This window comes from Enterobacter sp. N5-15 (assembly GCF_057221635.1).
On record NZ_CM170150.1, the window covers coordinates 130,685 to 153,547 of the forward strand.

Genomic DNA, 22,863 nt, shown 5'->3' on the forward strand with positions numbered 1-22,863 from the left:
CGTTATCCTTCTTCGCTCAACAGCAGTTCGTTAAGCTCTTCGAGAACGCGCTCTGGCGTTATGTCGATCAGGCTCTGATGGTAGCCTTCTGCGGCATCGCCTTTACGCACTTTGTGGTAGCCGGTGATCAGGCGGATGACGCGCGCTTTATGTGAAAGCGGGGGCGTGAAGTCCGGGCTACTTGGGCCATACAGCGCCACCAGCGGGCGGTTGAGCGCGGCAGCGACGTGCATCAGGCCAGAGTCGTTGCTGACCACGGCCTTGCAGGCGGCAATCAGAATAACCGCCTGCTCAAGCTGCGTTTCGCCTGCCAGGTTGCGGCACCAGGCCTGCTGTTCATTACTGAGCGTCGCGAGAATTTCGTTGCCAGCCTCGTGGTCTTTTGCCGAACCGAACAGGACGATCTGGTAGCCTTCGTCAATCAGCTGTTTCGCCAGCTCCGCATAGTGGTAGTGCGGCCAGCGTTTTGCCGGGCCGAACTCGGCGCCAGGGCAGAAGCCAATCATCGGGCGTTCAGACGAAAGACCAAACGCGTTACAGGTCTGGGATTTTTCACCGTCGTTAACCTGAAGCTGTGGCCAGAGCAGCGGCTGCGGCAGGTCTTTCGCACTGCGCATCACGCCTTTGTCGTAGGCCAGCGCCACATAGCGCTCCACCATCAGCGGCCAGGCCTCTTTATCCAGCACCCGCGCGTCGTTCAGCAGGCCGTAGCGCATTTCGCCGCGCCAGCCGGTACGGTGCGGGATACCCGCAAAGAAAGGTACCAGGGCGGATTTAAAGGAGTTTGGCAGCACATACGCGCGATCGTAGCGCTTCTCGCGCAGGCTATGACCGAGCTTGCGGCGTTCGCCGATTTCCAGCGCCCCGTGGCCGAGCGGCATCGGGATGGCTTCATTCACTTCCGGCATACGCGATAGCAGCGGACGGCACCACGCGGGTGCCATCACGTCGATTATCGCCTGGGGATAACGCGCCTTGAGCGTGCGATAGAGACTTTGCGACATCATCATGTCGCCCACCCATGACGGGCCGATCACCAGAATCTTCATACTTACGCGTCGCGGTTCAGCCAGGCCATATATTCCGTTACGCCTTCGGCAACGGTCTTGAACGGCTTGTCGTAGCCTGCGGCGCGCAGGTTGGTCAGATCGGCCTGCGTGAACGCCTGATAACGGCCTTTCAGCTTGTCAGGGAACGGAATGTACTCAAGGCTGCCTTTCTTGTGGTACGCCAGCGCTGCGTCAGCCACCGCCTGGAAGGATTCCGCACGGCCCGTACCCAGGTTGAAGATGCCGGATACGCCGTTTTCCCAGAACCACAGGTTCACTGCGGCAACGTCGCCCACGTAAACGAAGTCGCGCTTGAAGCCGTCGCTGCCTTCGAACAGTTTCGGGCTTTCGCCGTTATTCAGCTGGGTGTTCAGGTGGAACGCTACGCTTGCCATGCTGCCTTTGTGGCCTTCACGCGGTCCGTAGACGTTGAAGTAGCGGAAGCCGACAATCTGCGAATTCGCTTCTGGCAGAACCTGACGCACGTACTCGTCGAACAGGAATTTAGAATAGCCGTAGACGTTCAGCGGCTGCTCATATTCGCGGGACTCGATAAAGTCCGAGGTGCGGCCGCCGTAGGTTGCCGCGGAGGAGGCGTACAGGAACGGAATTTCACGCTCCAGGCAGTAGTGGAGGATCTCTTTTGAGTACTGATAGTTGTTGTCCATCATGTACTTACCGTCCCACTCGGTGGTGGAAGAACACGCACCTTCGTGGAAGATAGCTTCGATCTCGCCAAACTCTTCGCCTGCCATAATCTGGATAAGGAAGTCTTCTTTATCCATGTAGTCAGCGATGTTCAGATCCACCAGGTTGACGAACTTGGTGCCGTCTTTCAGGTTGTCAACCACCAGGATGTCGGTGATGCCTTTGTCATTGAGAGCCTTAACAATATTGCTGCCGATAAAGCCCGCGCCGCCGGTAACGATGATCATAACTGTAACCTTTGAAGTGTGAAGCCCGGGGACAATCCCGGACGCTAATGTCTCTATCATATCATTAGTATGGCTGCCCTTCAGCCATTCACCTTCACAGCGCAGGGGTACGCGTGATTTATGCTGCAAAAACGACAAGAGATGACGTGTCATCTCGTCATGAACTATAGGTTTGGGTAATATGTCCCGAAATTTGCCGAGTCTGGAGAATTGCAATGCGTGGTGATTTTTACAAACAGTTAAACAGCGACCTCGACACCGCACGTGCGGAAGGGTTGTTCAAGGAAGAGCGTATTATCACGTCTGCCCAGCAGGCGGACATCACCGTTGCCGACGGCAGCCATGTGATCAACTTTTGTGCGAACAACTACTTGGGTCTTGCGAATCACCCTGAGCTGATTGCCGCTGCAAAAAACGGCATGGACACCCACGGTTTCGGCATGGCCTCCGTACGCTTTATCTGCGGTACGCAGGACAGCCACAAGCAGCTTGAGCAAAAGCTGGCGAGCTTCCTCGGAATGGAAGACGCGATTCTGTACTCCTCCTGCTTCGATGCCAACGGCGGTCTGTTTGAGACCCTGCTTGGTGCAGAAGATGCGATTATCTCCGACGCCCTGAACCACGCCTCCATCATCGACGGCGTACGCCTGTGCAAAGCGAAGCGTTTCCGCTACGCCAACAACGACATGGTTGAGCTGGAAGCGCGCCTGAAAGAGGCCCGTGAAGCGGGTGCTCGCCACGTGCTGATCGCCACCGACGGCGTGTTCTCCATGGACGGCGTGATCGCCAACCTGAAGGGCGTGTGCGACCTGGCGGATAAATACGATGCGCTGGTGATGGTCGATGACTCTCACGCGGTCGGCTTTGTCGGCGAAAACGGCCGTGGCTCGCACGAATACTGCGAGGTGATGGGCCGCGTGGACATCATCACCGGTACGCTGGGCAAAGCGCTCGGCGGCGCGTCCGGCGGCTATACCGCCGCGCGTAAAGAGGTGGTTGAGTGGCTGCGCCAGCGCTCTCGCCCGTATCTGTTCTCCAACTCCCTGGCGCCAGCCATTGTTGCCGCCTCCATCAAGGTACTGGAGATGGTGGAGTCCGGCGCTGAGCTGCGCGACCGTCTGTGGTCCAACGCCCGTCTGTTCCGTGAAAAAATGAGCGCCGCAGGGTTCACCCTGGCCGGTGCTGACCACGCGATCATTCCGGTCATGCTGGGCGATGCGGTCGTTGCGCAGAAGTTTGCCCGCGAGCTGCAGAAAGAAGGGATTTACGTCACCGGGTTCTTCTTCCCGGTGGTGCCAAAAGGTCAGGCGCGTATCCGCACCCAGATGTCTGCGGCGCATACGCCTGAACAAATTGAGCGTGCGGTGGAAGCCTTCACCCGCATCGGCAAACAGCTGGGCGTAATTGCCTGAGGACGTGTGATGAAAGCGTTATCCAAACTGAAAGCGGAAGAAGGGATTTGGATGACCGACGTGCCGGAGCCGGAAGTCGGTCATAACGATCTGCTGATCAAAATTCGTAAAACGGCTATCTGCGGTACTGACGTTCACATCTACAACTGGGACCAGTGGTCGCAGAAAACCATTCCGGTACCGATGGTTGTCGGTCACGAATATGTCGGCGAAGTGGTGGGTATCGGCCAGGAAGTAAAAGGCTTCAAAATTGGCGACCGCGTCTCCGGTGAAGGCCATATTACCTGCGGTCACTGCCGTAACTGCCGCGGCGGACGTACGCACCTGTGCCGTAATACCATTGGCGTGGGCGTAAACCGTCCGGGCTGCTTCGCGGAATACCTGGTGATCCCGGCGTTTAACGCGTTCAAAATCCCGGACAATATCTCTGACGATCTGGCCTCCATCTTCGACCCGTTCGGCAACGCGGTGCATACGGCGCTCTCCTTCGACCTGGTCGGTGAAGACGTGCTGGTCTCCGGCGCGGGCCCAATCGGCATTATGGCGGCAGCCGTAGCGAAGCACGTGGGTGCGCGCAACGTTGTGATCACCGACGTGAACGAATACCGTCTGTCGCTGGCGCGCAAAATGGGCGTCACCCGCGCGGTGGATGTCTCGAAAGAGAGCCTGACCGACGTGATGGAAGAGCTGGGCATGACCGAAGGCTTTGACGTGGGTCTGGAGATGTCCGGCGCGCCGCCGGCGTTCCGCACCATGCTTGACACCATGAACCACGGTGGCCGTATCGCGATGCTGGGTATTCCGCCGTCAGACATGTCTATCGACTGGAACAAAGTCATCTTCAAGGGGCTGTTCATCAAGGGCATTTATGGCCGCGAGATGTTCGAGACCTGGTACAAGATGGCGGCGCTGATCCAGTCCGGTCTGGATCTGTCCCCGATTATTACTCACCGCTTCTCCATCGATGAGTTCCAGCAGGGCTTCGACGCGATGCGTTCCGGCCAGTCAGGGAAAGTGATCCTGAGCTGGGATAAGTAATCAAAAAGGGGCCTGTGGCCCCTTTTTTCATTGATTCTTTTTCTCTTCGTCCGTCAGGTAACGCACCTTGCGGGTGTAGTCCTGACCTTTGAACAGCAGCGTGTTATCCGGCGATTCAAGATACTTCTGCCATTCGGAGAGAGGGAAACCGCCGTGTGCGCCAATCACCTCTTTCGGTACAACGGCTTCCTGACCGCCGATCTTCTTCGAGACCGGCCAGTTCATCCAGTCGCCCAGGTTAACCGTTTTTAGATCCAGCATGTCCAGCAGCGCGGCGAGCGGCAGCTGATCGGTCGGCGGCTGCGTGTCGTCCATCAGCTCCCAGGTATCCTGGAACAGCGTCAGCCACAGCGGGCAGATACGGCGCCAGGTCTTTTTAGTGGCCGCAAGAAACGCGCCGTTAACGTGATCGACCAGATACGGGCGTACCGTCTCTTTGTAATACGCCGGCACTTTCTCCGCTGGCGCACCGTCCAGCTTGGCAATCATTTTGCCCTGACGGAAGCTGGAGTAGATGTGCATATCGGCCATGCCGATCTCGGGCATTTTCAACAGGTTGAGATCGGAGTCGATCATCAGTATCCCTTCACCGCGCGCCTGCAGTGGGGCGTTAAGCTTCACCAGACGGCTGAGGTAGATCTGCTTATAGCGGTAACCTTCCTCACGAACGGGAAGGTTAAGCGTCACTACGCGGGTTTTCGGCGGCAGTACCCCAAAGGCGGATTCAGGCTGATCGCTGACGATGACGATTTCGTTCACCCCGGTGGCATAACGTTCCGCGAAGGTGGCAGAGAGTAATGCTTCTTCGACGAAATCTGCGCCGGTACACGGAATCACAATAGAATCCACCGCAGCAAGCGCGCCCGTCACGGGCAGAGAGCTGTAAGGAATATTGTGTCGCCCGGTGATATGACGATAGCGAGCATTAAGAAATTTAAACATAGTTATCTCGTTTGGTTAGTGCGCGCCAAGCACGGCTTCGACACCGCTGACATAGTTTTCGATGGCATAGGTATGACAGACGTTCTGGTATGCAGCCGCAGCCAGCCGAGCCCGCAGATCCGCATCTGCCCAGATATTGTCCAGATGCTGTGCAAGCTGTGAAACATCGCTCCAGGGGAAGAGCAGCCCTGTCGAATCATGATCAATCAACTCCGCCGTGCCGGTCACCTGAGAGCCAATCACGGGGATATTGAGAAGCATCGCTTCCAGCACCACGCGCGGCAGCCCTTCGCTTTTTGAGGCGAGAATAAAGGCGTCAAACGTTGCGAGGTAATCAAACGGGGTATTCTGAAAGCCGGTGAAAATGACGTGGTGTTCAATTCCCAGCGCTCGGGCCTGTTCCGCTAAAGCGCGGCGTTCGCCACCTTCGCCGACCAGCACCATTTTCCATTTCGCCTGGGGATGCTTCTGGCTGAACTGCGCCAGCGCCTCCAGCGTGTGGTGGTTGGCTTTGCGAGGGATTAACGACCCAATACTGCCGAACACAAACGTGTCGTCATCGATGTTCAGGCGCTGGCGCATCGCGCGTCGGTCAGGTAAAGGCTGGTGGATGTCGATGGCATTATTGACCGTCGTACACAGTTCGGGCCGGACGCCATGCTGAAGCAACACGCGTTCAACGCCGTGCGAGACGGCGATGATTTTTGTGGCATGGGCATTAACCAGCTTCACCAGCGGTGGGGTCAAAACGGGTTCAATACGGCAGTGCTGAATCAACCGCGCCTGCAGCTTTGCCGCCGCGAGATAGCCTTCCTCATTTGAGCCCGGTTGGTTATTCATATAGAGCGTATCGAAACCGCCCTGCGTAAAAAGGGTTTCGATTTTGCTGACGTTAGGCCTGATGCGCCACATGATATCCACATGACGTGTTAATGCCTTGCGGGCGCTGCGAGAGAAAAACAGCAGGCTACGTCCCGCTTCCTTCAGCAATTTGGCCCAGAGCGGCTGCGGACGTTGAGGGATCGCGATGAGCGGGATGCCGATGCCGTTGAGCACCTGGCCAATTGTCTCACCTTCAGCACGACTATAATCACTGTAAAAACAACAGGTAATATCGAATTTATCGCGATTGATTCGCTTCAGGAGCTCAAGCATACTGTTGGTGCCTCCCCCCCATTCTTTACCCGTATCCAGGAGGAGAATTTTACTTTTGTGCGGCATGTCTGAATCCGTGTGCTACCCTTCATCTGACTGCATTATAAAGAATCTGCTGAAATAAAATAGATTTTTCTATTTTATGGCGCTTCAGGATTAGACAAAATTTCAAGCGTGCTTATTTGGAAAGTGTGATTCTGGACTTTAATCGTCTCTACTCATTTATATAGTATTAATAATATTAATTTAGGCTGCTATTGAGAGTGGAAAAATGTTTAAAATAACGGTCTGCTTATTAACGTTTAATTCTGAAAGATTATTGCACGATGTTATCCCGCCTCTTTTAAAAATAGCGGATGAAGTTGTCGTGGTCGATTCCGGCAGTACGGACAAAACACGATATATTTGTGAGAGCTTTGGACTGCTACCCGTCTATAAAAAATTTGGCTGGCATGGCGAGCAGATGAACCATGCCATATCCTTAGCCAGCCATGACTGGGTCCTGTGCATTGACAGCGACGAAATTCTTGACCAGGAAACGGTCAATGCCGTTTTAACGTTAAAAGCAGGCGATGAGCCAGACCCCGGAATGGCATGGCGAATATGCCGCCACTGGTTTGTTCTGGGTGAAGAGGTCCGGACGATCTATCCTGTTTCATCACCTGATTATCCTGTGCGTCTTTTTAACCGTAAACAGTCCCGGTTTAATAACAGGCCGGTAGACGATCAGGTCGAAGGTTTTCTCCGTTGTGCGCGTATTCCGGGCTATGTAAAACATGATACGTTTCCCACGCTGCATGAGCTTTTTAACAAATTAAACTGTTATTCAACCCGCCTGGTTCAGCATCAAAAAATACGGCCCTCAATTGGACGCGGCGTAATCAGCGCCATCGGCGCTTTTTTCAAATGGTATCTGTTTAGCGGCGCCTGGCGTCAGGGCAAAGTGGGGGTGGCGACAGGACTGTATGCCACAGCCTATAGCTTTTTGAAGTATTTCAAATCCTGGTATCAACATCAGGAAAAAAAAGAGCCCGTTGCCAACGAGCAGACGGACTCTCAGATTGCGAAATAAGCGTCAGGCTTTCTTGCCCCATCCCTGCCACTGCTGCTGGACGTATTTCACCAGCGTGCTGTTGCTGATGCTGTCTCCGATGACGGAGAAGAAGCGGGTCGCATAGACCGGTTCAAGCGGTTGCTTCGGTGCACAGCGCTTCACGCCGCGGAACGGATTACGCGGTGCCGTCGGGACGGGCTGCGCAGAATTCGGTGTGGAGGTATCCACCTGCGGCTCGTTCAGCAGATCGCTCGGGCGCACCAGCGTGATATCGGCAGGCAAGGTCGGCAGCATTTGCTGCAGGACGCGAACGGTAGACGGGTGCGGGTGACCGATGGCAATCGCTGAGCCATTGCGGCGGGCCAGCTGTACCGCGCGATTAAACTGCATGCGAATATCGGCTTCGTTCTGGGTATCGTCCAGGAACACCTTACGCTTAATCACCTTTACACCCGTTCCCTGAGCGGCACGCATCGCCTGGCTGTTGCCGATGGTCATGCTGTCGAGGAAGTAGAGGTTGTAGCGTTCCAGCGCCTGCATCACTTTGAGCATCCCGTACAGGCTTGATGTCATCGCGCTGCCCATATGGTTGTTCAGCCCTACGGCATACGGCACTTTGTTGTAGGCGTCGCGGATGATGCGCTCGATCTCCTCGCTGCTCATATCCGGGCGCAGAGTGTCTTTTTCCAGCGGCTGCTTGCTGAGCGGGGCCATGGGCAGGTGGATCAGCACCTGATGACCGCTGCTGTGGGCTTTGGTCGCCATCTCACGCGCGTGGGGGGCATTCGGAAGGACGGCGACCGAGATGGCCGACGGCATCGCCAGCACCTGATTTTCATAGTGTGGACGATAACCGAAGTCATCAATCACGATAGCGAGTTTACCTGCGTATACCGGTGCAGCCAGCGCCAGCGCGCTGACGACGGAGAAAACCATTCGACGAAATTGAAGCAAAACTTATCTTCCCAACCACGGCTGTGGATTGACCGCCTGACCCTGGCGACGAATTTCGAAATAGAGTGACGGGCGGCCCTGACCGCCACTGCTGCCCACAAGGGCGATGGGTTGGCCGGCGCGCACCTGCGTGCCGACGCTGACCAGCGCGCTCTGGTTGTAGCCGTAAAGGCTCATGTCACCTTTACCGTGTTCGACCACCACCACCAGTCCGTAACCCTGCAGCCAGTCGGCCAGAATTACGCGGCCATCGGCGATGGCTTTCACTTCGCTACCTTCAGACGCACCGATAACGATCCCTTTCCAACGTAGCTCACCCTGCAGCTGTTCGCCATAGCGATGCAGAATTGAACCGCGAACGGGCCAGAAAGCCTGACCGCGAGGAGAGCCCAAACCGCCGGTACGCGACATCAGAGAACGTTCGCTCTCGCTTGGCTTGTAGGTGGTCCCTTTGCGGGACGCTTCCTGCTGCTTGTCGCGAACGGCCTGCGCCTCGCGCGCCTCTTTTTCGGCGCGCGCTTTCGCCGCCGCTTCCGCACGGGCGATGCTGTTACGCAGTTTTGATTCGTTGGCGCGCATTTCGCTCAGCTGGCTCTGACCTTCCTGAATGGAGGATTCAAGGCCGGAAAGGGTTTTCTTACGCTCGTTGCGAGCCTGCTCAAGCTTCGCCTGCTGGGCCTGCTGATCGTAGAGCAGCGTCTGCTGCTGGCTCTGCTTCTCTTCCAGCTCGGCTTTTTGCGTGGAGACCTCTTCGCGCGTCTGCTTCAGCTGCGCGATAGTCTCCTGACGCGCCTGGTTGAGATAGCCAAAGTAGGCCTGCAGGCGCTGGCCGCGCTGGCTCTCTTCACCGCTGAGGATCAGCTGGAGACCGGTATGTTCACCCTGGCGGAATGCGGCATCAAGCTGTGCGGCAAGATTGCGCTCCTGCGCATCACGCTGGCGCTCGAGTTTGGCAATCGACGCGTTCATCTCGTCGATCTGTTTATTCAACTGGGCGAGGGTATTTTGCGTTTCTCGGAGTTTGCGCGTGGCGGCGGAGATCGCCTCTTCCTGCTGCTTAAGCTGGGCGAGGAGGGCGGAGCGCTGCTGCTGCTGCTGGCGTACCGCACGCTCTTTGGCGGCGATATCGGCCTGAATGGATTTCAGCTGGTCGCGGTCATCCGCGTGGGCGGATGCGGCGCACAGCAATACGCCAGCGCTGAGTGCGCTGGCGTAAAACAGAGGTCTGACTGATAACCTAAGCGGCTTCACGACCCATGTGATTGAAAAAATCGCCTTTCCCCTCATGGGGAGCGATTATTCCACGATGAACAGCGGCTTACCAGTCATCTCTTCAGGGATCGGCATACCCATCAGCGTCAACATGGTTGGCGCGATGTCGGAAAGCTTGCCGCCTTCCACTGCTTTCAGTGATTTATCACCCACATAAATCAGCGGAACAGGCAGGTTGGTATGGGCCGTGTGCGCCTGGCCGGTCGCCGGGTCGCGCATCTGTTCAGCGTTACCGTGGTCAGCGGTGATCAGCAGCTGGCCGCCAACGGATTCAACCGCTTTTGCTACCTGCTCAACGCAGTTGTCCAGCGCTTCAACCGCTTTCACTGCCGCTTCCATCACCCCGGTATGCCCCACCATGTCGCCGTTCGGGTAGTTACAGATGATGGTGTCGTACTTACCGCTCTCGATGGCCGCAACCAGTTTTTCCGTCAGTTCGGCAGAGCTCATTTCTGGCTGCAGATCGTAGGTGGCCACTTTCGGGGAGTTGATCAGAATGCGGTCTTCGCCTTTGAACGGCTCTTCAACGCCGCCGTTAAAGAAGAAGGTCACGTGTGCATATTTTTCAGTTTCGGAAATACGCAGCTGCGTTTTGTCGTTCTTTGCCATCCACTCGCCAAAGGTGTTTGCCAGCGACGCTGGTGGATACGCGCAAGGCGCTTTGATGTCTGCGGCGTATTCAGTCAGCTGGATGAAATCGAGGTTTACCACTTTCTTGCGGGCAAAACCGTCGAAGTCGCTGTTGACGAACGCGCGGGTGATTTCACGCGCGCGGTCAGCGCGGAAGTTCATGAAGATCAGCGCGTCGCCATCTTCCATGGCGGCATCAGCCTGGCCTTCAGCACGGATCACGGACGCTTTCACGAATTCGTCGTTTTCATCACGTGCATAAGCCGCTTCCAGGGCTTCAACGGCGGTCGCGAACTGGAACTCACCTTTTGCCAGGGTCATCAGGTCATAGGCCTGTTCAACGCGATCCCAGCGGTTGTCGCGGTCCATGGCGTAGTAACGGCCGATGATGGACGCTACGCGGCCTTTACCCAGCGCGGCGAATTTCTCTTCGAAGGCTTGCAGAGAGCCTTTTGCGCTGCGTGGTGGCGTATCGCGACCGTCCAGGAAGGCGTGCAGATAGATTTTTTCCGCACCGCGCTCGGCGGCCAGTTCAACCATCGCCATGATGTGATCTTCGTGGCTGTGAACGCCGCCCGCAGAGAGCAGGCCCATGATGTGTACGGCCTTGCCCGCGGCAACGGCTTTATCGACCGCGCCAGCCAGCGTTGGGTTGGAGAAGAAGGTGCGTTCTTTGATTTCAACGTCCAGACGCGTCAGATCCTGATACACAATACGCCCGGCGCCCAGGTTTACGTGACCGACTTCGGAGTTGCCCATCTGGCGGTCCGGCAGGCCTACTTCCAGGCCAGACGCGTCAATCAGCGTATGCGGACGTTTTGCCCACAGCGCATCCATGACCGGGGTTTTGGCGTTGAAAATAGCGTTATCCTGGCTGTCTTCACGGTAGCCATAGCCATCCAGAATCACCAGTACCATAGGTTTTTTAGAAACCGACATTGCGACAACCTCATGCTCAAGAGTCAAAATTTGCGTAATTTTACTACAGCTGAATCGATCAAATAGCCGCAGAAGATCAAAGAAAGCGCAGGGGCAAGGTGCTGACCAGACCATTTTGAGGCATTTTTTTAGGTGGCATGCCGCAGAAAATGGATTAGGTTATGGTCGCTGGCTGTATTTGCCAGAACGCACAGGTATACTCCTGTCCTGGTTTTTTTTATCACTTAGTCGGGAGTAGTTACCCTCCATGCAAGAAATTATGCAATTCGTTAGCCGCCATCCGGTTCTGAGCATCGCGTGGATTGGCCTGCTGGCTGCTGTGCTGTTCACCACATTTAAGAGCCTGACGTCTAAAATTAAGGTTATCACCCGTGGTGAAGCGACGCGTCTGATTAACAAAGAAGATGCCGTCGTGGTCGATCTGCGTCAGCGTGACGATTTCCGTAAAGGTCACATTGCGGGCGCAATCAACCTGTTGCCAGCTGAAATCAAAGCGAACAACGTCGGTGAGCTTGAGAAACACAAAGCCCAGCCGATTATCGTTGTCGATGCGACCGGTATGCAGGCACAGGAATCTGCCAGTGCGCTTCATAAAGCAGGCTTCGAAAACGTAACGGTGCTGAAAGAAGGTATTTCCGGCTGGAGCGGGGAAAATCTTCCTTTGGTTCGCGGTAAATAAGGAGTTCAGTCATGGCCAATATTGAGATCTATACCAAAGCGACGTGCCCGTTCTGTCATCGTGCGAAAGCGCTGCTGAACAGCAAAGGCGTCACGTTCCAGGAACTGCCGATTGACGGTGACGCGATTAAACGCGAAGAGATGATCAAACGTAGTGGTCGTACGACGGTTCCGCAGATTTTTATTGATGCGCAGCACATTGGCGGCTGTGATGACTTGTATGCGCTCGACGCCCGTGGTGGACTCGATCCGCTGCTGAGCTAAGAGACTTTAGGACAATTAAAAAGGGTATTTCCATGTCAGAACAAAACAACACCGAAATGACTTTCCAGATCCAGCGTATCTACACCAAGGACGTCTCTTTCGAAGCGCCAAATGCGCCACATGTTTTCCAGAAAGATTGGCAGCCAGAGGTTAAACTTGATCTGGATACCGCATCTACCCAACTGGCAGATGACGTGTATGAAGTCGTGCTGCGTGTGACCGTTACCGCGTCTCTGGGCGAAGAAACTGCATTCCTGTGTGAAGTACAGCAGGGCGGCATCTTCTCTATCGGCGGTATCGAAGGCAACCAGATGGCGCATTGCCTGGGTGCGTACTGCCCGAACATTCTGTTCCCGTATGCGCGTGAATGCATCACCAGCCTGGTTTCCCGCGGTACATTCCCGCAACTGAACCTTGCGCCAGTTAACTTTGATGCGCTGTTCATGAACTATCTGCAGCAGCAAGCTGGCGAAGGTGCTGAACAACATCAGGATGCCTGATGAGCACTGTTAATGCGTCAATGACTGTGATCGGTGCCGGCTCATACGGCACCGCTCTTGCCATCACGCTGGCAAGAAATGGTCACGAAGTGGTTCTCTGGGGCCACGATCCAAAACATATCGCAACGCTGCAACGCGACCGTTGTAACGTGGCGTTTCTTCCGGACGTTCCGTTCCCTGACTCCCTGCACCTTGAAAGCGACCTTGCGACCGCGCTGGCGGCCAGCCGCAACATTCTGATTGTGGTCCCGAGCCATGTATTTGGCGACGTGCTCCGTCAGATTAAGCCGCTGATGCGACCGGATGCGCGCATTGTCTGGGCGACAAAAGGACTGGAAGCCGAAACCGGACGCCTGCTGCAGGACGTTGCCCGCGAAGCGCTGGGTGATGAGATCCCACTGGCGGTCATCTCCGGCCCGACCTTTGCCAAAGAGCTGGCTGCTGGCCTGCCGACGGCGATTTCGCTGGCCTCCACCGATCAGGCTTTCTCCGACGATCTTCAACAGCTGCTGCACTGCGGCAAGAGCTTCCGCGTCTACAGCAACCCCGATTTTATCGGCGTGCAGCTGGGCGGTGCGGTGAAGAACGTGATTGCGATTGGTGCTGGGATGTCAGACGGCATTGGCTTTGGTGCCAATGCGCGTACGGCGCTGATCACCCGAGGGTTGACCGAAATGTCCCGCCTGGGCGAAGCGCTGGGCGCCGATCCGGCCACCTTTATGGGAATGGCTGGCCTGGGCGACCTGGTGCTGACCTGTACCGACAACCAGTCTCGTAACCGCCGCTTTGGCATGATGCTCGGACAGGGCAGCGATGTAAAAGGCGCGCAGGAGAAGATTGGTCAGGTGGTTGAAGGCTACCGCAATACCAAAGAAGTCCGCGAGTTGGCGCACCGTTTCGGTGTCGAAATGCCAATAACCGAGGAAATTTATCAGGTATTGTATTGCGGAAAAAATGCGCGCGAGGCAGCATTGACCTTATTAGGTCGTGCGCGCAAGGACGAGCGCAGCAGTAACTAGTCGGAACCGTTGTCACCTGAATGACCCAGCCAGCGCAGAACTGGCTGGTCATTAACTATCGTCTGGAGTAAGCAATGCCGTGTGAAGAACTGGATATCGTCTGGAACAATATTAAAGCCGAAGCCCGGGCGCTGGCCGACTGCGAGCCTATGCTGGCCAGTTTCTACCACGCGACGCTACTCAAGCACGAAAATCTCGGCAGCGCGCTGAGCTATATGCTCGCCAACAAGCTGGCTTCCTCGATCATGCCTGCTATCGCCATCCGTGAAGTGGTGGAAGAGGCTTACGCCGCAGACCCGGAAATGATCGCCTCTGCCGCCTGCGATATCCAGGCCGTGCGCACGCGTGACCCGGCGGTCGATAAATATTCTACGCCGCTGCTGTACCTGAAAGGCTTCCACGCCCTGCAGGCTTACCGCATCGGCCACTGGCTGTGGAATGAAGGCCGCCGCGCGCTGGCGATCTTCCTGCAAAACCAGGTTTCCGTGACGTTCCAGGTCGATATTCACCCGGCGGCAAAGATTGGCCGTGGGATCATGCTCGACCACGCCACCGGGATTGTCGTCGGGGAAACGGCGGTCATTGAAGATGATGTCTCGATCCTGCAGTCGGTTACCCTGGGCGGTACCGGTAAAACCAGCGGCGATCGCCATCCGAAAATTCGTGAAGGGGTGATGATTGGCGCGGGTGCCAAAATCCTCGGCAATATCGAAGTCGGGCGCGGCGCGAAGATCGGCGCAGGCTCCGTGGTGCTCCAGCCTGTGCCACCGCATACCACCGCCGCTGGCGTACCGGCGCGCATCGTCGGTAAACCAGACAGCGATAAGCCGTCCATGGACATGGATCAGCACTTCAACGGCATTCACCATACCTTCGAGTATGGTGACGGCATTTAGCTTCTGAGAATGGCGCCCGGGTAACCCAGCTGGCGCCAGGCTTCATACACCACCACCGACACCGCGTTCGACAGGTTCATGCTGCGGCTGTCCGGCATCATCGGAATACGGATTTTCTGCTCGGCGGGCAGGGCATCCAGGATCGTGGCCGGCAGGCCGCGGGTTTCCGGGCCAAACATCAGATAGTCACCTGCCTGATAGCTCACGGCGCTATGCGCTGGCGTGCCTTTGGTAGTCAGGGCGAACATGCGCTGCGGCTTCTCTGCTTCCAGAAACGCGGCGTAATCGTGATGGCGAACGACGGCGGTAAATTCATGATAATCCAGCCCTGCGCGACGCAGACGTTTGTCGTCCCACGTAAAGCCCATCGGCTCAATGATATGCAGACGAAAACCGGTGTTCGCACACAGGCGGATGATATTGCCGGTATTCGGCGGAATTTCTGGTTCGAATAAAACGATGTTAAGCATGCTGCCCCCTTAATTGCGGGGGCAGAATAGCAGAAAAGAGAGGAACTACGCGACGCCGGGTTCCTGCGAGCGGCTGTACCGCATTTTGTAGACGGTTGCCGCCGCGGCCACCAGAGCGGGCACGCTGAGGATCATTAAAATACTGTCTGCCTGCCACTGCATAGAAAGAAGCTGGGCGCTGGTCATGGTTCCCGCCACGCCGCCAAAGCGGCCGATCCCCTGCATCCAGGCGATGCCCGTCGCGCGGCACTCGGTAGGGTAAAAGGTGGCGGCAAGGGTTTGCATGCCCGACTGCGCGCCGTTCATCGCGATCCCCATCAGGAAAATCAACCCGCCAAACAGGGCGATATGGTTATGCTCAATGCCAAGCAAAAGAATAAGGCCCATCGTCAGCACGAAACCACACGCGACCACCCTGTGCGCTTCCCAGCGGTCCATCATCCAGCCCGCGAGCAGAATGCCTGCGGTGCCGCCGAAGGTGAACAGCGAGGTGAGCCAGGCGGATTCCGCCAGCGCATAACCCATCCCCTGCATTAGCGTTGGCATCCAGCTCAGCAGGACGTAGTAAATGACCAGGCCCATAAAATAGGTCACCCACAGCATCAGGGTGCCGGGCAGCCAGGGCATGGAAAACAGCTGCGACACGCTCCCTTTTTTAGACGCGACTTTCTCCTCCGCGAGGAAAAAGCCCGTGACGCTATCCAGCGTGCTGCGGGCGAACCGGCTGGCGATGCGGTGGACCTGCATGACGTCCTTCCCACGCTGCACCAGAAACTTCACGGACTCCGGTAAAAACAGCGCCAGCAGCAGCGTTAAAATCAGCGGAGCAATTGCCCCAGTCAGCAGCACGCTTCGCCAGCCGTGGTGGGGGATAAGCCAGGAAGAGATCGCGCCGCCGCCCGCCGCGCCCAGAGGGAAGCCGCAGTACATGGTATTAATCGCCATGGCGCGACAGCGCTGGGGGGCAAACTCGGAGATCAGCGTGATGGCGTTAGGCATTGCGGCGCCGAGGCCCAGGCCCGTCAGAAAGCGCCACAGCGTCAGGGTATTCAGACTTTGCGCCCAGGCCGTTCCCAGGCTCGCAAGGCCAAAGAACAGGCACGAAAAGACCAGCACCCGCTTGCGCCCCATCCGGTCAGACACCGGACCGGCAATCAGCGCGCCCAGCGACAGCCCCAGCAGCGCTGCGCTCAGCACCGGCCCCAGATCCTGTTTGTGTATCCCCCATTCTGCCGACAGCGTAGGCGCGATGTAACCCATCGCTGCCGTATCAAAACCATCGATCGCCAGAACCAGAAAGCCCAGCACAATGAGCAGCCAGTGAAACCCTGAAAAGGGGCTCTCATCGATCACCTGCTGAATATCCACCTTACCTGAATACGCCATACGCTCCACTCCGATCTGATGTTGTTTTTGTGTTCTTGTATTTGCTTGTCTATACAATTGCGGACGGCGGGTAGATGTCAAATTTTCTTATTCAATATGTTATCTGGATGTTATTTTTGGCATAAAAAAGCGCCCGAGGGGGAGATCGGGCGCATGAGAAAGGGGGGGGAACCGGAGAAGGTCAGGCCGCGTTTCCCTGAGCAAGGGGAGCCAGCGCCGCCGGTAATTTGCTTAACTCCTGTACAAGTGAATCCTTACTGATTTCACCGATCGTTTTCGCGCCGGTCAGCGTCATCGCCACCTTCATCTCTTTTTCGATCAGGTTGAGCAGATTCGCCACGCCCGCCTGGCCCGCCGTCGCCAGCGCATACAGATACGCACGCCCCAGCAGTACGCTGTCAGCGCCCAGCGCAATCATTCGCACCACGTCCAGCCCGTTGCGGATGCCGCTGTCGGCCAGGATGGCAATATCGCCTTTCACCGCATCGGCGATGGCCGGCAGGGCGCGTGCGGAGGAGAGCACCCCGTCAAGCTGGCGTCCGCCGTGGTTAGAAACCACAATCCCGTCTGCGCCAAAGCGTACCGCGTCGCGGGCATCTTCCGGATCGAGGATCCCTTTGATCACCATCGGGCCGTCCCAGAACTCACGGATCCACTCCAGGTCCTTCCACGAGATCGACGGATCGAAGTTGTTCGCCAGCCAGCCGATGTAATCCTCCAGCCCGGTCGGTTTACCGAGGTAAGCCGAGATATTACCCAGATCGTGAGGCCGACCGTTCAGGCCGACATCCCACGCCCACTGCGGGTGGGTCACGGCCTGCCAGTAACGACGGAGCGCAGCGTTCGGGCCGCTCATGCCGGAGTGGGCATCACGATAGCGCGCGCCGGGGGTCGGCATATCGACGGTAAAGACCAGCGTGGAGCAGCCCGCCGCTTTGGCGCGCTCAAGCGCGTTACGCATAAAGCCGCGATCCCGCAGAACGTACAGCTGGAACCACATCGGGCGCTTGATGGTCGGGGCGACCTCTTCAATCGGGCAGACGGACACGGTGGAAAGGGTAAACGGAATGCCTTTGGCATCCGCCGCAGCGGCGGCCTGCACTTCGCCACGGCGGGCATACATCCCGCATAAGCCTACAGGCGCGAGCGCCACCGGCATGGAGAGCGTTTCGTTGAACAGCTTCGTCTCAAGGCTCAGGTCAGACATATTCTTCAGCACGCGCTGGCGCAGAGCCACCTCCGACAGATCTTCCACGTTGCGGCGCAGGGTGTATTCGGCATACGCCCCGCCGTCGATATAGTGGAACAGGAACGGGGGCAAAATGCGCTGCGCCGCGGCGCGATAGTCACTGGCTGCTGAAATAATCATGCTTTGTTCTCCCTGGAAATATCACTGTCGCCAGGCAGACGGGTAATACGCGCCTGTCGGGCCTGGTCTTCATCGAATCGTTTAATGGTGGTGTGCACGAAGCCGAGATGCGCCATCATCGCTTTGCGTGCGGCCTCGGCATCACCGGCCAGAATGGCCTTGAGCACCGCCTCGTGCTGTTCGGTCAGTTGGGCAAACACCGGCGGAACCAGATACATGCGCTGGCGGCTCTGTTTAACGGAGGATTGCAGCAGGTCGAAGAACCCGCGCATGGTCTGGAGCAGCACCACATTGTGCGACGCCTCGGCAATCGCCAGGTGAAAACGCACGTCCGCCTGTGAGGCGATATCCGGGTCGCTGCTCTGCGTGGCCTCAAAGCAGGCGATGAGTTTCTCTTTGTCGGCGTCGGTTGCCCGCATGGCCGCGTGCCAGGCGGTACTGGTTTCGATGGCGTGACGTGCTTCAAGGATGTCGAAGCTGTAGTCCGGGTCGTTCTCCATCAGCGTCTTCAGCGGCTGAACGATGTTTTGCTCGGACCAGTCGTCATGCTGCCAGCGCACAAAGGTGCCGCCGCCGCGACGGCTCAGCAGCACCCCTTCGCTGACCAGCGTCGCCAGCGCCTCGCGCAGTGAATTGCGCGACACGCCAAGCTGGGCGGCAAGCTGGCGTTCGGCGGGCAGCTTCATGCCCGCTTCCAGCTGTTGTTCTTCAATCAGCGCCCGCACGCGAGAGGCAATCTCGTCGGACAGGCGTCTGGGCATCACTATCATGGGATCATCCAGGTTAAGACATAGGCCTGCAGGGTGGTGATCACCCCCACCATGCAGGTGAATATCAGGCTGTGTTTCACGGTAAAGCGGAACAGATCCGACTCTTTACCGACCAGTCCCACCGCCGCACAGGCAATGGCGATGGATTGTGGAGAGATCATTTTCCCGGTCACGCCGCCGGTGGTATTCGCGGCCACCAGCAGGACGTCCGACACGCCAATCTGCTGGGCTGCCGTTGCCTGCAGCGCGGCAAACAGGGCGTTAGACGAGGTATCGGAACCGGTCAGGAACACCCCCAGCCAGCCGAGGAACGGCGAGAAGAAGGTGAAGGCGTGGCTGGTATGGGCCAGCGCCAGTGCCAGCGTCGATGACAGGCCGGAGTAGTTCGAGATAAACGCGAACGCCAGCACCATGCCGATGGAGTAAATCGGCAGCATCAGCTCTTTAATGGTCGCCGCAAAGGTCTGCACCGCGGCTGCAGGCTTCATGCGCAGCCACACCACGGAAAGGATAGCGGCAAACAGGATGGCGGTACCGGTGGCGGAGAACCAGTCGAATTTATAGACCGCGGCATACGGCGTGGCAGCGTGCACCACCGGCGGCATACGGGCGACCATCTTGTCGAGGAACGGTACGGAAATATTAATCACCATGTCGTACAGCACCCCGCCCGGCGCGAACAGGGCTTTAAAAGGCGGGATGCTCCACAGGGTGACCGTTGCGGTCAGGAACAGGAACGGCGACCAGGCGCGGATCACCTGTCCTGCCGTATAGCCCGTGCGGGCCAGGGTTTGATCAACCTGCGAGGCGCCCACGTCGGCGAAGCGGAAAATACGTACCGGCTGCCAGCGCTTCAGGAACAGCGTCAGACAGACCAGCGACACCAGCGAAGAGATGATATCCGGCAGCTCCGGGCCGAGGAAGTTGGAGCTGAGGTACTGGGCAATGGCGAACGAACCGCCCGCCACCATCACCGCAGGCCAGGTCTCCTTCACGCCGCGCCAGCCGTCCATAATCGCCATGATCCAGAACAGGACGATAATGGTCAGGAAGGGCAGCTGTCGGCCGACCATCTGGCCGATCTCGAAGCTGTCCAGCCCGGTGACCTGTCCGGCCACCAGAATCGGAATACCCATCGCGCCAAACGCCACCGGCGCGGTGTTCACAATCAGACACAGGCCCGCGGCATAGAGCGGGTTAAAGCCCAGACCGACCAGCAGCGCGGCGGTGATCGCCACCGGTGCGCCAAAGCCTGCCGCACCTTCCAGAAACGCCCCGAAGGAGAAGCCGACAATCAGCATCTGCAGGCGCTGGTCCGGCGTGATGGAGAGAATCGACGAGCGGATAATGTCGAACTGCCCGGTTTTCACCGAGATTTTATAGACAAAGACCGCCGCGATGATGATCCACGCAATCGGCCACAGGCCGTAGAAGAAACCGTAGACGACGGAGGCCAGCGCGCGATCGACCGGCATTTTATAGAAGAACAGCGCCACCATCAGGGCGATAGCAACGGTATACGTCGCGGCGAGGTAGCCCTTCAGCTTGAGCTTAATCAGCGCAAAGAAGAAGAACAGGATCGGAAGCGATGCGATCAGGCTCGACAGCCAGATATTACCGGCCGGGTCGTAGTTTTGTTGCCAGAGGCTCATGCAGGTCTCCTGGGGACCAGACAGCCTGCGCTGCGGGTGAGTCTCCGCTCAACTCTGCGTCACAGGTTGTGTAAAAGTGGTCCTGCCAATATTGTGTTGTAGGGTTAATGACAATGAATGGTTAACCAGATGTTATGAGCTAGCAATGGTTTTGTGAGCGGAAATAATGGAATTGTGAACCGGGGGAGGATTGATTGCGCTATTGGTTGGACCAATTCACGCGAAGAGGAAAAGAGTAGGCCGGGTAAGCGCAGCGCCACCCGGCATGAAATCAGAACGCCGTCTTACAAAAGCCCGTCATCTCTTTCAGGCCCATTTCGCGGCCAAGCTCGGTCATCGGGTGTACCACCACCAGACCACGGACGCTTTTCTTCAACTTGCCCATGTCGGCCTGCTCTTTTTTGGTGATCGCACGGCGGTGCGGCATATCCATCAGCTTCTGCGCTTCTTTGCTCAGCTTCTGGCCTTTCACTTCGCGCAGGCGCTCGATTTCTGTTTCCAGCGTGGCGGCTTCTTTTTCCAGCTCGGCGTACTTCTCGGCGGAATCGACCAGTGACAGGCCAGCCATCTGGTGGCGGATCAGATCCAGGCGGTCGCTCAGGCGTTTAATTTCGTTCTTTTCGACTTCTTTCATGACAAATAACTCTGAAAACGGGGAATTTACAGGGAAGGATACACCAATGTGAGCAGGCTTACTTCTGAAACGCTTTTTTTAAGCTGATTCGGGAAATCAGCTCAGTCAGGGAGAGAACCATGGTGGAACGGACAACCTGTTGATAACGCAGCTTTTGCATCGCGTAGAGCTCAGGGTCGCTGTTATCAAAATGGGGAGCAGGGGGCAGCGCGGTGACGCAGTGCAGCTCGCCAAAGGGACCCAGGATCTCATCATCGGTAAAGGTGTACTCATTACCGTCATGATTGAGTTCTTCGCGCAGCGCCATTAATAGCTCCGCATCTTCATACTCTTGCCGGTTCAGCACGCCAAGACCATAAATCAGCTTCAGACGCACGGATAAATCGCCCAGCGGTCCGTCTCCGTCCAGTAACGGTTCTACAGCATATTTTACCGCGTAGTCGTCTTTGCGAAACACCTGAAGCACCAGGATATTCACCGCCTCGGTTAACAGCTCGACGGCGGCAATTAGGAAACTTCGTACGGTTTTGCCAGCATTCAGACGCTCAAGCACACGATTTTCAAAGGCCTGGGTTTGTTCCATTATTGCCTGCATATCTGACAATCTATTATCTGGGCGCAGGTTAACCTGCGCCTCACTGTGCATCATTTGGTTGCGTTGTATGCGTTAACCGCCTCCACAACCACGTCGCTGTTGGCGTCCAGACCGGAAATCTGCGCCAGCGCAGCCTGCGCGCCTTTGTTATCAATCAGCTGAGCCAGTTCCTGCGCCTGTGGGTCCTGCTCGCTGCGGTAGTGCATCGCAGCGGCAATCCCTTTCACCAGGTTGGCGTGCGGCAGGCCGTATTCCAGCGTGCCCAGCAGCGGCTTAATCAGGCGATCGCCCGCGCTCAGTTTGCGCAGAGGCTGACGGCCCACGCGCTCAACGTCATCTTTCAGATACGGGTTTTCAAAGCGACCGAGGATTTTCTGGATGTATGCTGCGTGTTTTTCAGCATCAAAACCGTAGCGTTTGATCAGCACCGCGCCGCTCTCTTCCATTGCCCCTTTTACCACCGCGCGGATCTTCTCATCGAGGATCGCGTCACGAATGGTCTGATGACCGGCCAATTTTCCGAGGTACGCGGTTATAGCATGCCCGGTGTTCAGCGTGAAGAGTTTGCGTTCGACAAATGCCATCAGGTTATCGGTTAATTCCATTCCCGGAATGGTCGGCAGGGCGCCTTTAAACTGGGTTTTATCAACGATCCACTCGCTGAAGGTTTCCACGGTCACTTCCAGCGGGTCGTTGGTGGCGGATTCAGACGGCGGAACGATGCGATCCACGGCGGAATCCACAAACCCGACGTGCGCTTCAACCCAGGCTTTGTCTTCGTCCGCAACAGCGTTAAGAACGTGGCCTTTCAGCTGCGTGGTGCCGCGCACCATGTTTTCACAGGCGATGATGTTCAGCGGGGTGTCGATGCCCTGCGCTTTGCGTTTTGCCAGGCCTTTCGCGACCGCAGGAGCGATGCGCTCAAGGACAACCGGGCCTACCGCCGTGGTCACCAGATCGACGCTGGCGATAAGGTCGATAACGTCTTCACCGATGCTGCTGACCGCGTTGACGCCGGATACCGTCTCAACCTGCTCGTTTTCACCGACCACGTGGACCTGATAGCTATGACGCGCATTCAGGGCATCCAGGACAACCTGATTCACATCGGCGAATGTCAGCGTAATGCCCGCGTCTGCCAGCAGTTTACCGATAAAACCACGACCGATATTACCTGCGCCAAAATGTAATGCTTTCATAGTGTTAACCTTCATCAATGTTTTTACCCGAGAGGGCTGGGGTGAGGAACG

At 56.9% G+C, this 22,863-nt stretch carries 23 protein-coding genes; 8 read left to right on the forward strand and 15 right to left on the reverse strand.

What is annotated here, in order from left to right:
- Positions 1–2: 2 nt before the first annotated feature.
- The gene (rfaF, locus tag AC2TE5_RS00620) at positions 3–1,049 is read right to left on the reverse strand and encodes an ADP-heptose--LPS heptosyltransferase RfaF (RefSeq protein WP_032661897.1); all 1,047 of its coding nucleotides are present in this window, start codon (positions 1,047–1,049) and stop codon (positions 3–5) included.
- A 2-nt stretch (positions 1,050–1,051) separates the two neighbouring features.
- Complete coding sequence (gene rfaD, locus AC2TE5_RS00625) at positions 1,052–1,984, reverse strand: ADP-glyceromanno-heptose 6-epimerase (protein ID WP_219322142.1); 933 nt, start codon at positions 1,982–1,984, stop codon at positions 1,052–1,054.
- Between the two features lie 215 nt (positions 1,985–2,199).
- Between rfaD and kbl the strand changes: the two genes are divergently transcribed.
- Together kbl and tdh are read left to right on the forward strand one after the other, a co-directional pair.
- Positions 2,200–3,396, forward strand: coding sequence for a glycine C-acetyltransferase (gene kbl, locus AC2TE5_RS00630; RefSeq protein ID WP_484612483.1), 1,197 nt, complete (start codon positions 2,200–2,202; stop codon positions 3,394–3,396).
- Between the two features lie 9 nt (positions 3,397–3,405).
- The gene (gene tdh, locus AC2TE5_RS00635; protein WP_032650737.1) at positions 3,406–4,434 is read left to right on the forward strand and encodes an L-threonine 3-dehydrogenase; all 1,029 of its coding nucleotides are present in this window, start codon (positions 3,406–3,408) and stop codon (positions 4,432–4,434) included.
- Positions 4,435–4,461: 27 nt separating this feature from the next.
- Here the strand turns inward: tdh and AC2TE5_RS00640 are convergent, their stop codons facing one another.
- Both AC2TE5_RS00640 and AC2TE5_RS00645 read right to left on the reverse strand, forming a co-directional pair.
- Positions 4,462–5,376 (reverse strand): hypothetical protein, encoded by a 915-nt coding sequence (locus tag AC2TE5_RS00640; protein ID WP_213330121.1) that lies wholly within the window; start codon positions 5,374–5,376, stop codon positions 4,462–4,464.
- Positions 5,377–5,391: 15 nt separating this feature from the next.
- On the reverse strand, positions 5,392–6,597 hold the full coding sequence (locus tag AC2TE5_RS00645; protein ID WP_484612484.1) for a glycosyltransferase: 1,206 nt from the start codon (positions 6,595–6,597) through the stop codon (positions 5,392–5,394).
- Positions 6,598–6,802: 205 nt separating this feature from the next.
- Between AC2TE5_RS00645 and AC2TE5_RS00650 the strand changes: the two genes are divergently transcribed.
- Positions 6,803–7,603, forward strand: a complete 801-nt coding sequence (locus AC2TE5_RS00650) for a glycosyltransferase family 2 protein (protein ID WP_484612485.1) — start codon at positions 6,803–6,805, stop codon at positions 7,601–7,603.
- A gap of 3 nt (positions 7,604–7,606) precedes the next feature.
- Here the strand turns inward: AC2TE5_RS00650 and AC2TE5_RS00655 are convergent, their stop codons facing one another.
- The 3 genes from AC2TE5_RS00655 to gpmM are packed head-to-tail and all read right to left on the reverse strand — an operon-like array spanning position 7,607 to position 11,380.
- Positions 7,607–8,539 (reverse strand): divergent polysaccharide deacetylase family protein, encoded by a 933-nt coding sequence (locus AC2TE5_RS00655; protein ID WP_484612486.1) that lies wholly within the window; start codon positions 8,537–8,539, stop codon positions 7,607–7,609.
- Between the two features lie 3 nt (positions 8,540–8,542).
- On the reverse strand, positions 8,543–9,802 hold the full coding sequence (envC, locus tag AC2TE5_RS00660; RefSeq protein WP_229231479.1) for a murein hydrolase activator EnvC: 1,260 nt from the start codon (positions 9,800–9,802) through the stop codon (positions 8,543–8,545).
- Positions 9,803–9,835: 33 nt separating this feature from the next.
- Entirely contained in the window at positions 9,836–11,380 is a 1,545-nt protein-coding gene (gene gpmM, locus AC2TE5_RS00665) for a 2,3-bisphosphoglycerate-independent phosphoglycerate mutase (protein WP_213330129.1), read from the reverse strand.
- A 247-nt stretch (positions 11,381–11,627) separates the two neighbouring features.
- On the opposite strand from gpmM, the gene AC2TE5_RS00670 reads away from it, so the two are divergent.
- From AC2TE5_RS00670 to cysE, 5 genes are all read left to right on the forward strand, one after another.
- Positions 11,628–12,059 (forward strand): rhodanese-like domain-containing protein, encoded by a 432-nt coding sequence (locus AC2TE5_RS00670; RefSeq protein WP_023309913.1) that lies wholly within the window; start codon positions 11,628–11,630, stop codon positions 12,057–12,059.
- Positions 12,060–12,070: 11 nt separating this feature from the next.
- Positions 12,071–12,322 (forward strand): glutaredoxin 3, encoded by a 252-nt coding sequence (gene grxC, locus AC2TE5_RS00675; protein WP_023309914.1) that lies wholly within the window; start codon positions 12,071–12,073, stop codon positions 12,320–12,322.
- A gap of 32 nt (positions 12,323–12,354) precedes the next feature.
- Positions 12,355–12,822 (forward strand): protein-export chaperone SecB, encoded by a 468-nt coding sequence (gene secB / locus AC2TE5_RS00680; RefSeq protein WP_003860835.1) that lies wholly within the window; start codon positions 12,355–12,357, stop codon positions 12,820–12,822.
- A complete protein-coding gene (gene gpsA / locus AC2TE5_RS00685) occupies positions 12,822–13,841 on the forward strand; it encodes an NAD(P)H-dependent glycerol-3-phosphate dehydrogenase (protein WP_023309915.1) in 1,020 nt (339 codons plus the stop codon). Before secB ends, gpsA begins: the two co-directional genes overlap by 1 nt.
- Before the next feature lie 74 nt (positions 13,842–13,915).
- Positions 13,916–14,737: a serine O-acetyltransferase gene (gene cysE / locus AC2TE5_RS00690; RefSeq protein WP_008502718.1), complete on the forward strand. Its 822-nt coding sequence runs from the start codon at positions 13,916–13,918 to the stop codon at positions 14,735–14,737.
- Here the strand turns inward: cysE and trmL are convergent.
- The 8 genes from trmL to mtlD form a co-directional block, all read right to left on the reverse strand.
- The gene (trmL, locus tag AC2TE5_RS00695) at positions 14,734–15,207 is read right to left on the reverse strand and encodes a tRNA (uridine(34)/cytosine(34)/5-carboxymethylaminomethyluridine(34)-2'-O)-methyltransferase TrmL (protein WP_033147028.1); all 474 of its coding nucleotides are present in this window, start codon (positions 15,205–15,207) and stop codon (positions 14,734–14,736) included. The genes cysE and trmL overlap by 4 nt on opposite strands.
- A 45-nt stretch (positions 15,208–15,252) precedes the next feature.
- Positions 15,253–16,593, reverse strand: coding sequence for an MFS transporter (locus tag AC2TE5_RS00700; RefSeq protein WP_484612487.1), 1,341 nt, complete (start codon positions 16,591–16,593; stop codon positions 15,253–15,255).
- 181 nt (positions 16,594–16,774) lie between these two features.
- Positions 16,775–17,962: a quinone-dependent L-lactate dehydrogenase gene (gene lldD, locus AC2TE5_RS00705; protein ID WP_045328547.1), complete on the reverse strand. Its 1,188-nt coding sequence runs from the start codon at positions 17,960–17,962 to the stop codon at positions 16,775–16,777.
- Positions 17,959–18,732 (reverse strand): transcriptional regulator LldR, encoded by a 774-nt coding sequence (gene lldR, locus AC2TE5_RS00710; RefSeq protein WP_121426006.1) that lies wholly within the window; start codon positions 18,730–18,732, stop codon positions 17,959–17,961. Before lldR ends, lldD begins: the two co-directional genes overlap by 4 nt.
- Complete coding sequence (gene lldP / locus AC2TE5_RS00715; protein WP_484612488.1) at positions 18,729–20,384, reverse strand: L-lactate permease; 1,656 nt, start codon at positions 20,382–20,384, stop codon at positions 18,729–18,731. The genes lldR and lldP overlap by 4 nt, the downstream gene beginning before the upstream one ends.
- A gap of 271 nt (positions 20,385–20,655) precedes the next feature.
- On the reverse strand, positions 20,656–21,018 hold the full coding sequence (locus AC2TE5_RS00720) for a YibL family ribosome-associated protein (RefSeq protein WP_063145475.1): 363 nt from the start codon (positions 21,016–21,018) through the stop codon (positions 20,656–20,658).
- A 58-nt stretch (positions 21,019–21,076) separates the two neighbouring features.
- The gene (gene mtlR / locus AC2TE5_RS00725; protein ID WP_038417732.1) at positions 21,077–21,667 is read right to left on the reverse strand and encodes a mannitol operon repressor MtlR; all 591 of its coding nucleotides are present in this window, start codon (positions 21,665–21,667) and stop codon (positions 21,077–21,079) included.
- The gene (gene mtlD / locus AC2TE5_RS00730) at positions 21,664–22,812 is read right to left on the reverse strand and encodes a mannitol-1-phosphate 5-dehydrogenase (protein WP_395305077.1); all 1,149 of its coding nucleotides are present in this window, start codon (positions 22,810–22,812) and stop codon (positions 21,664–21,666) included. The genes mtlR and mtlD overlap by 4 nt, the downstream gene beginning before the upstream one ends.
- Between the last annotated feature and the right edge of the window lie 51 nt (positions 22,813–22,863).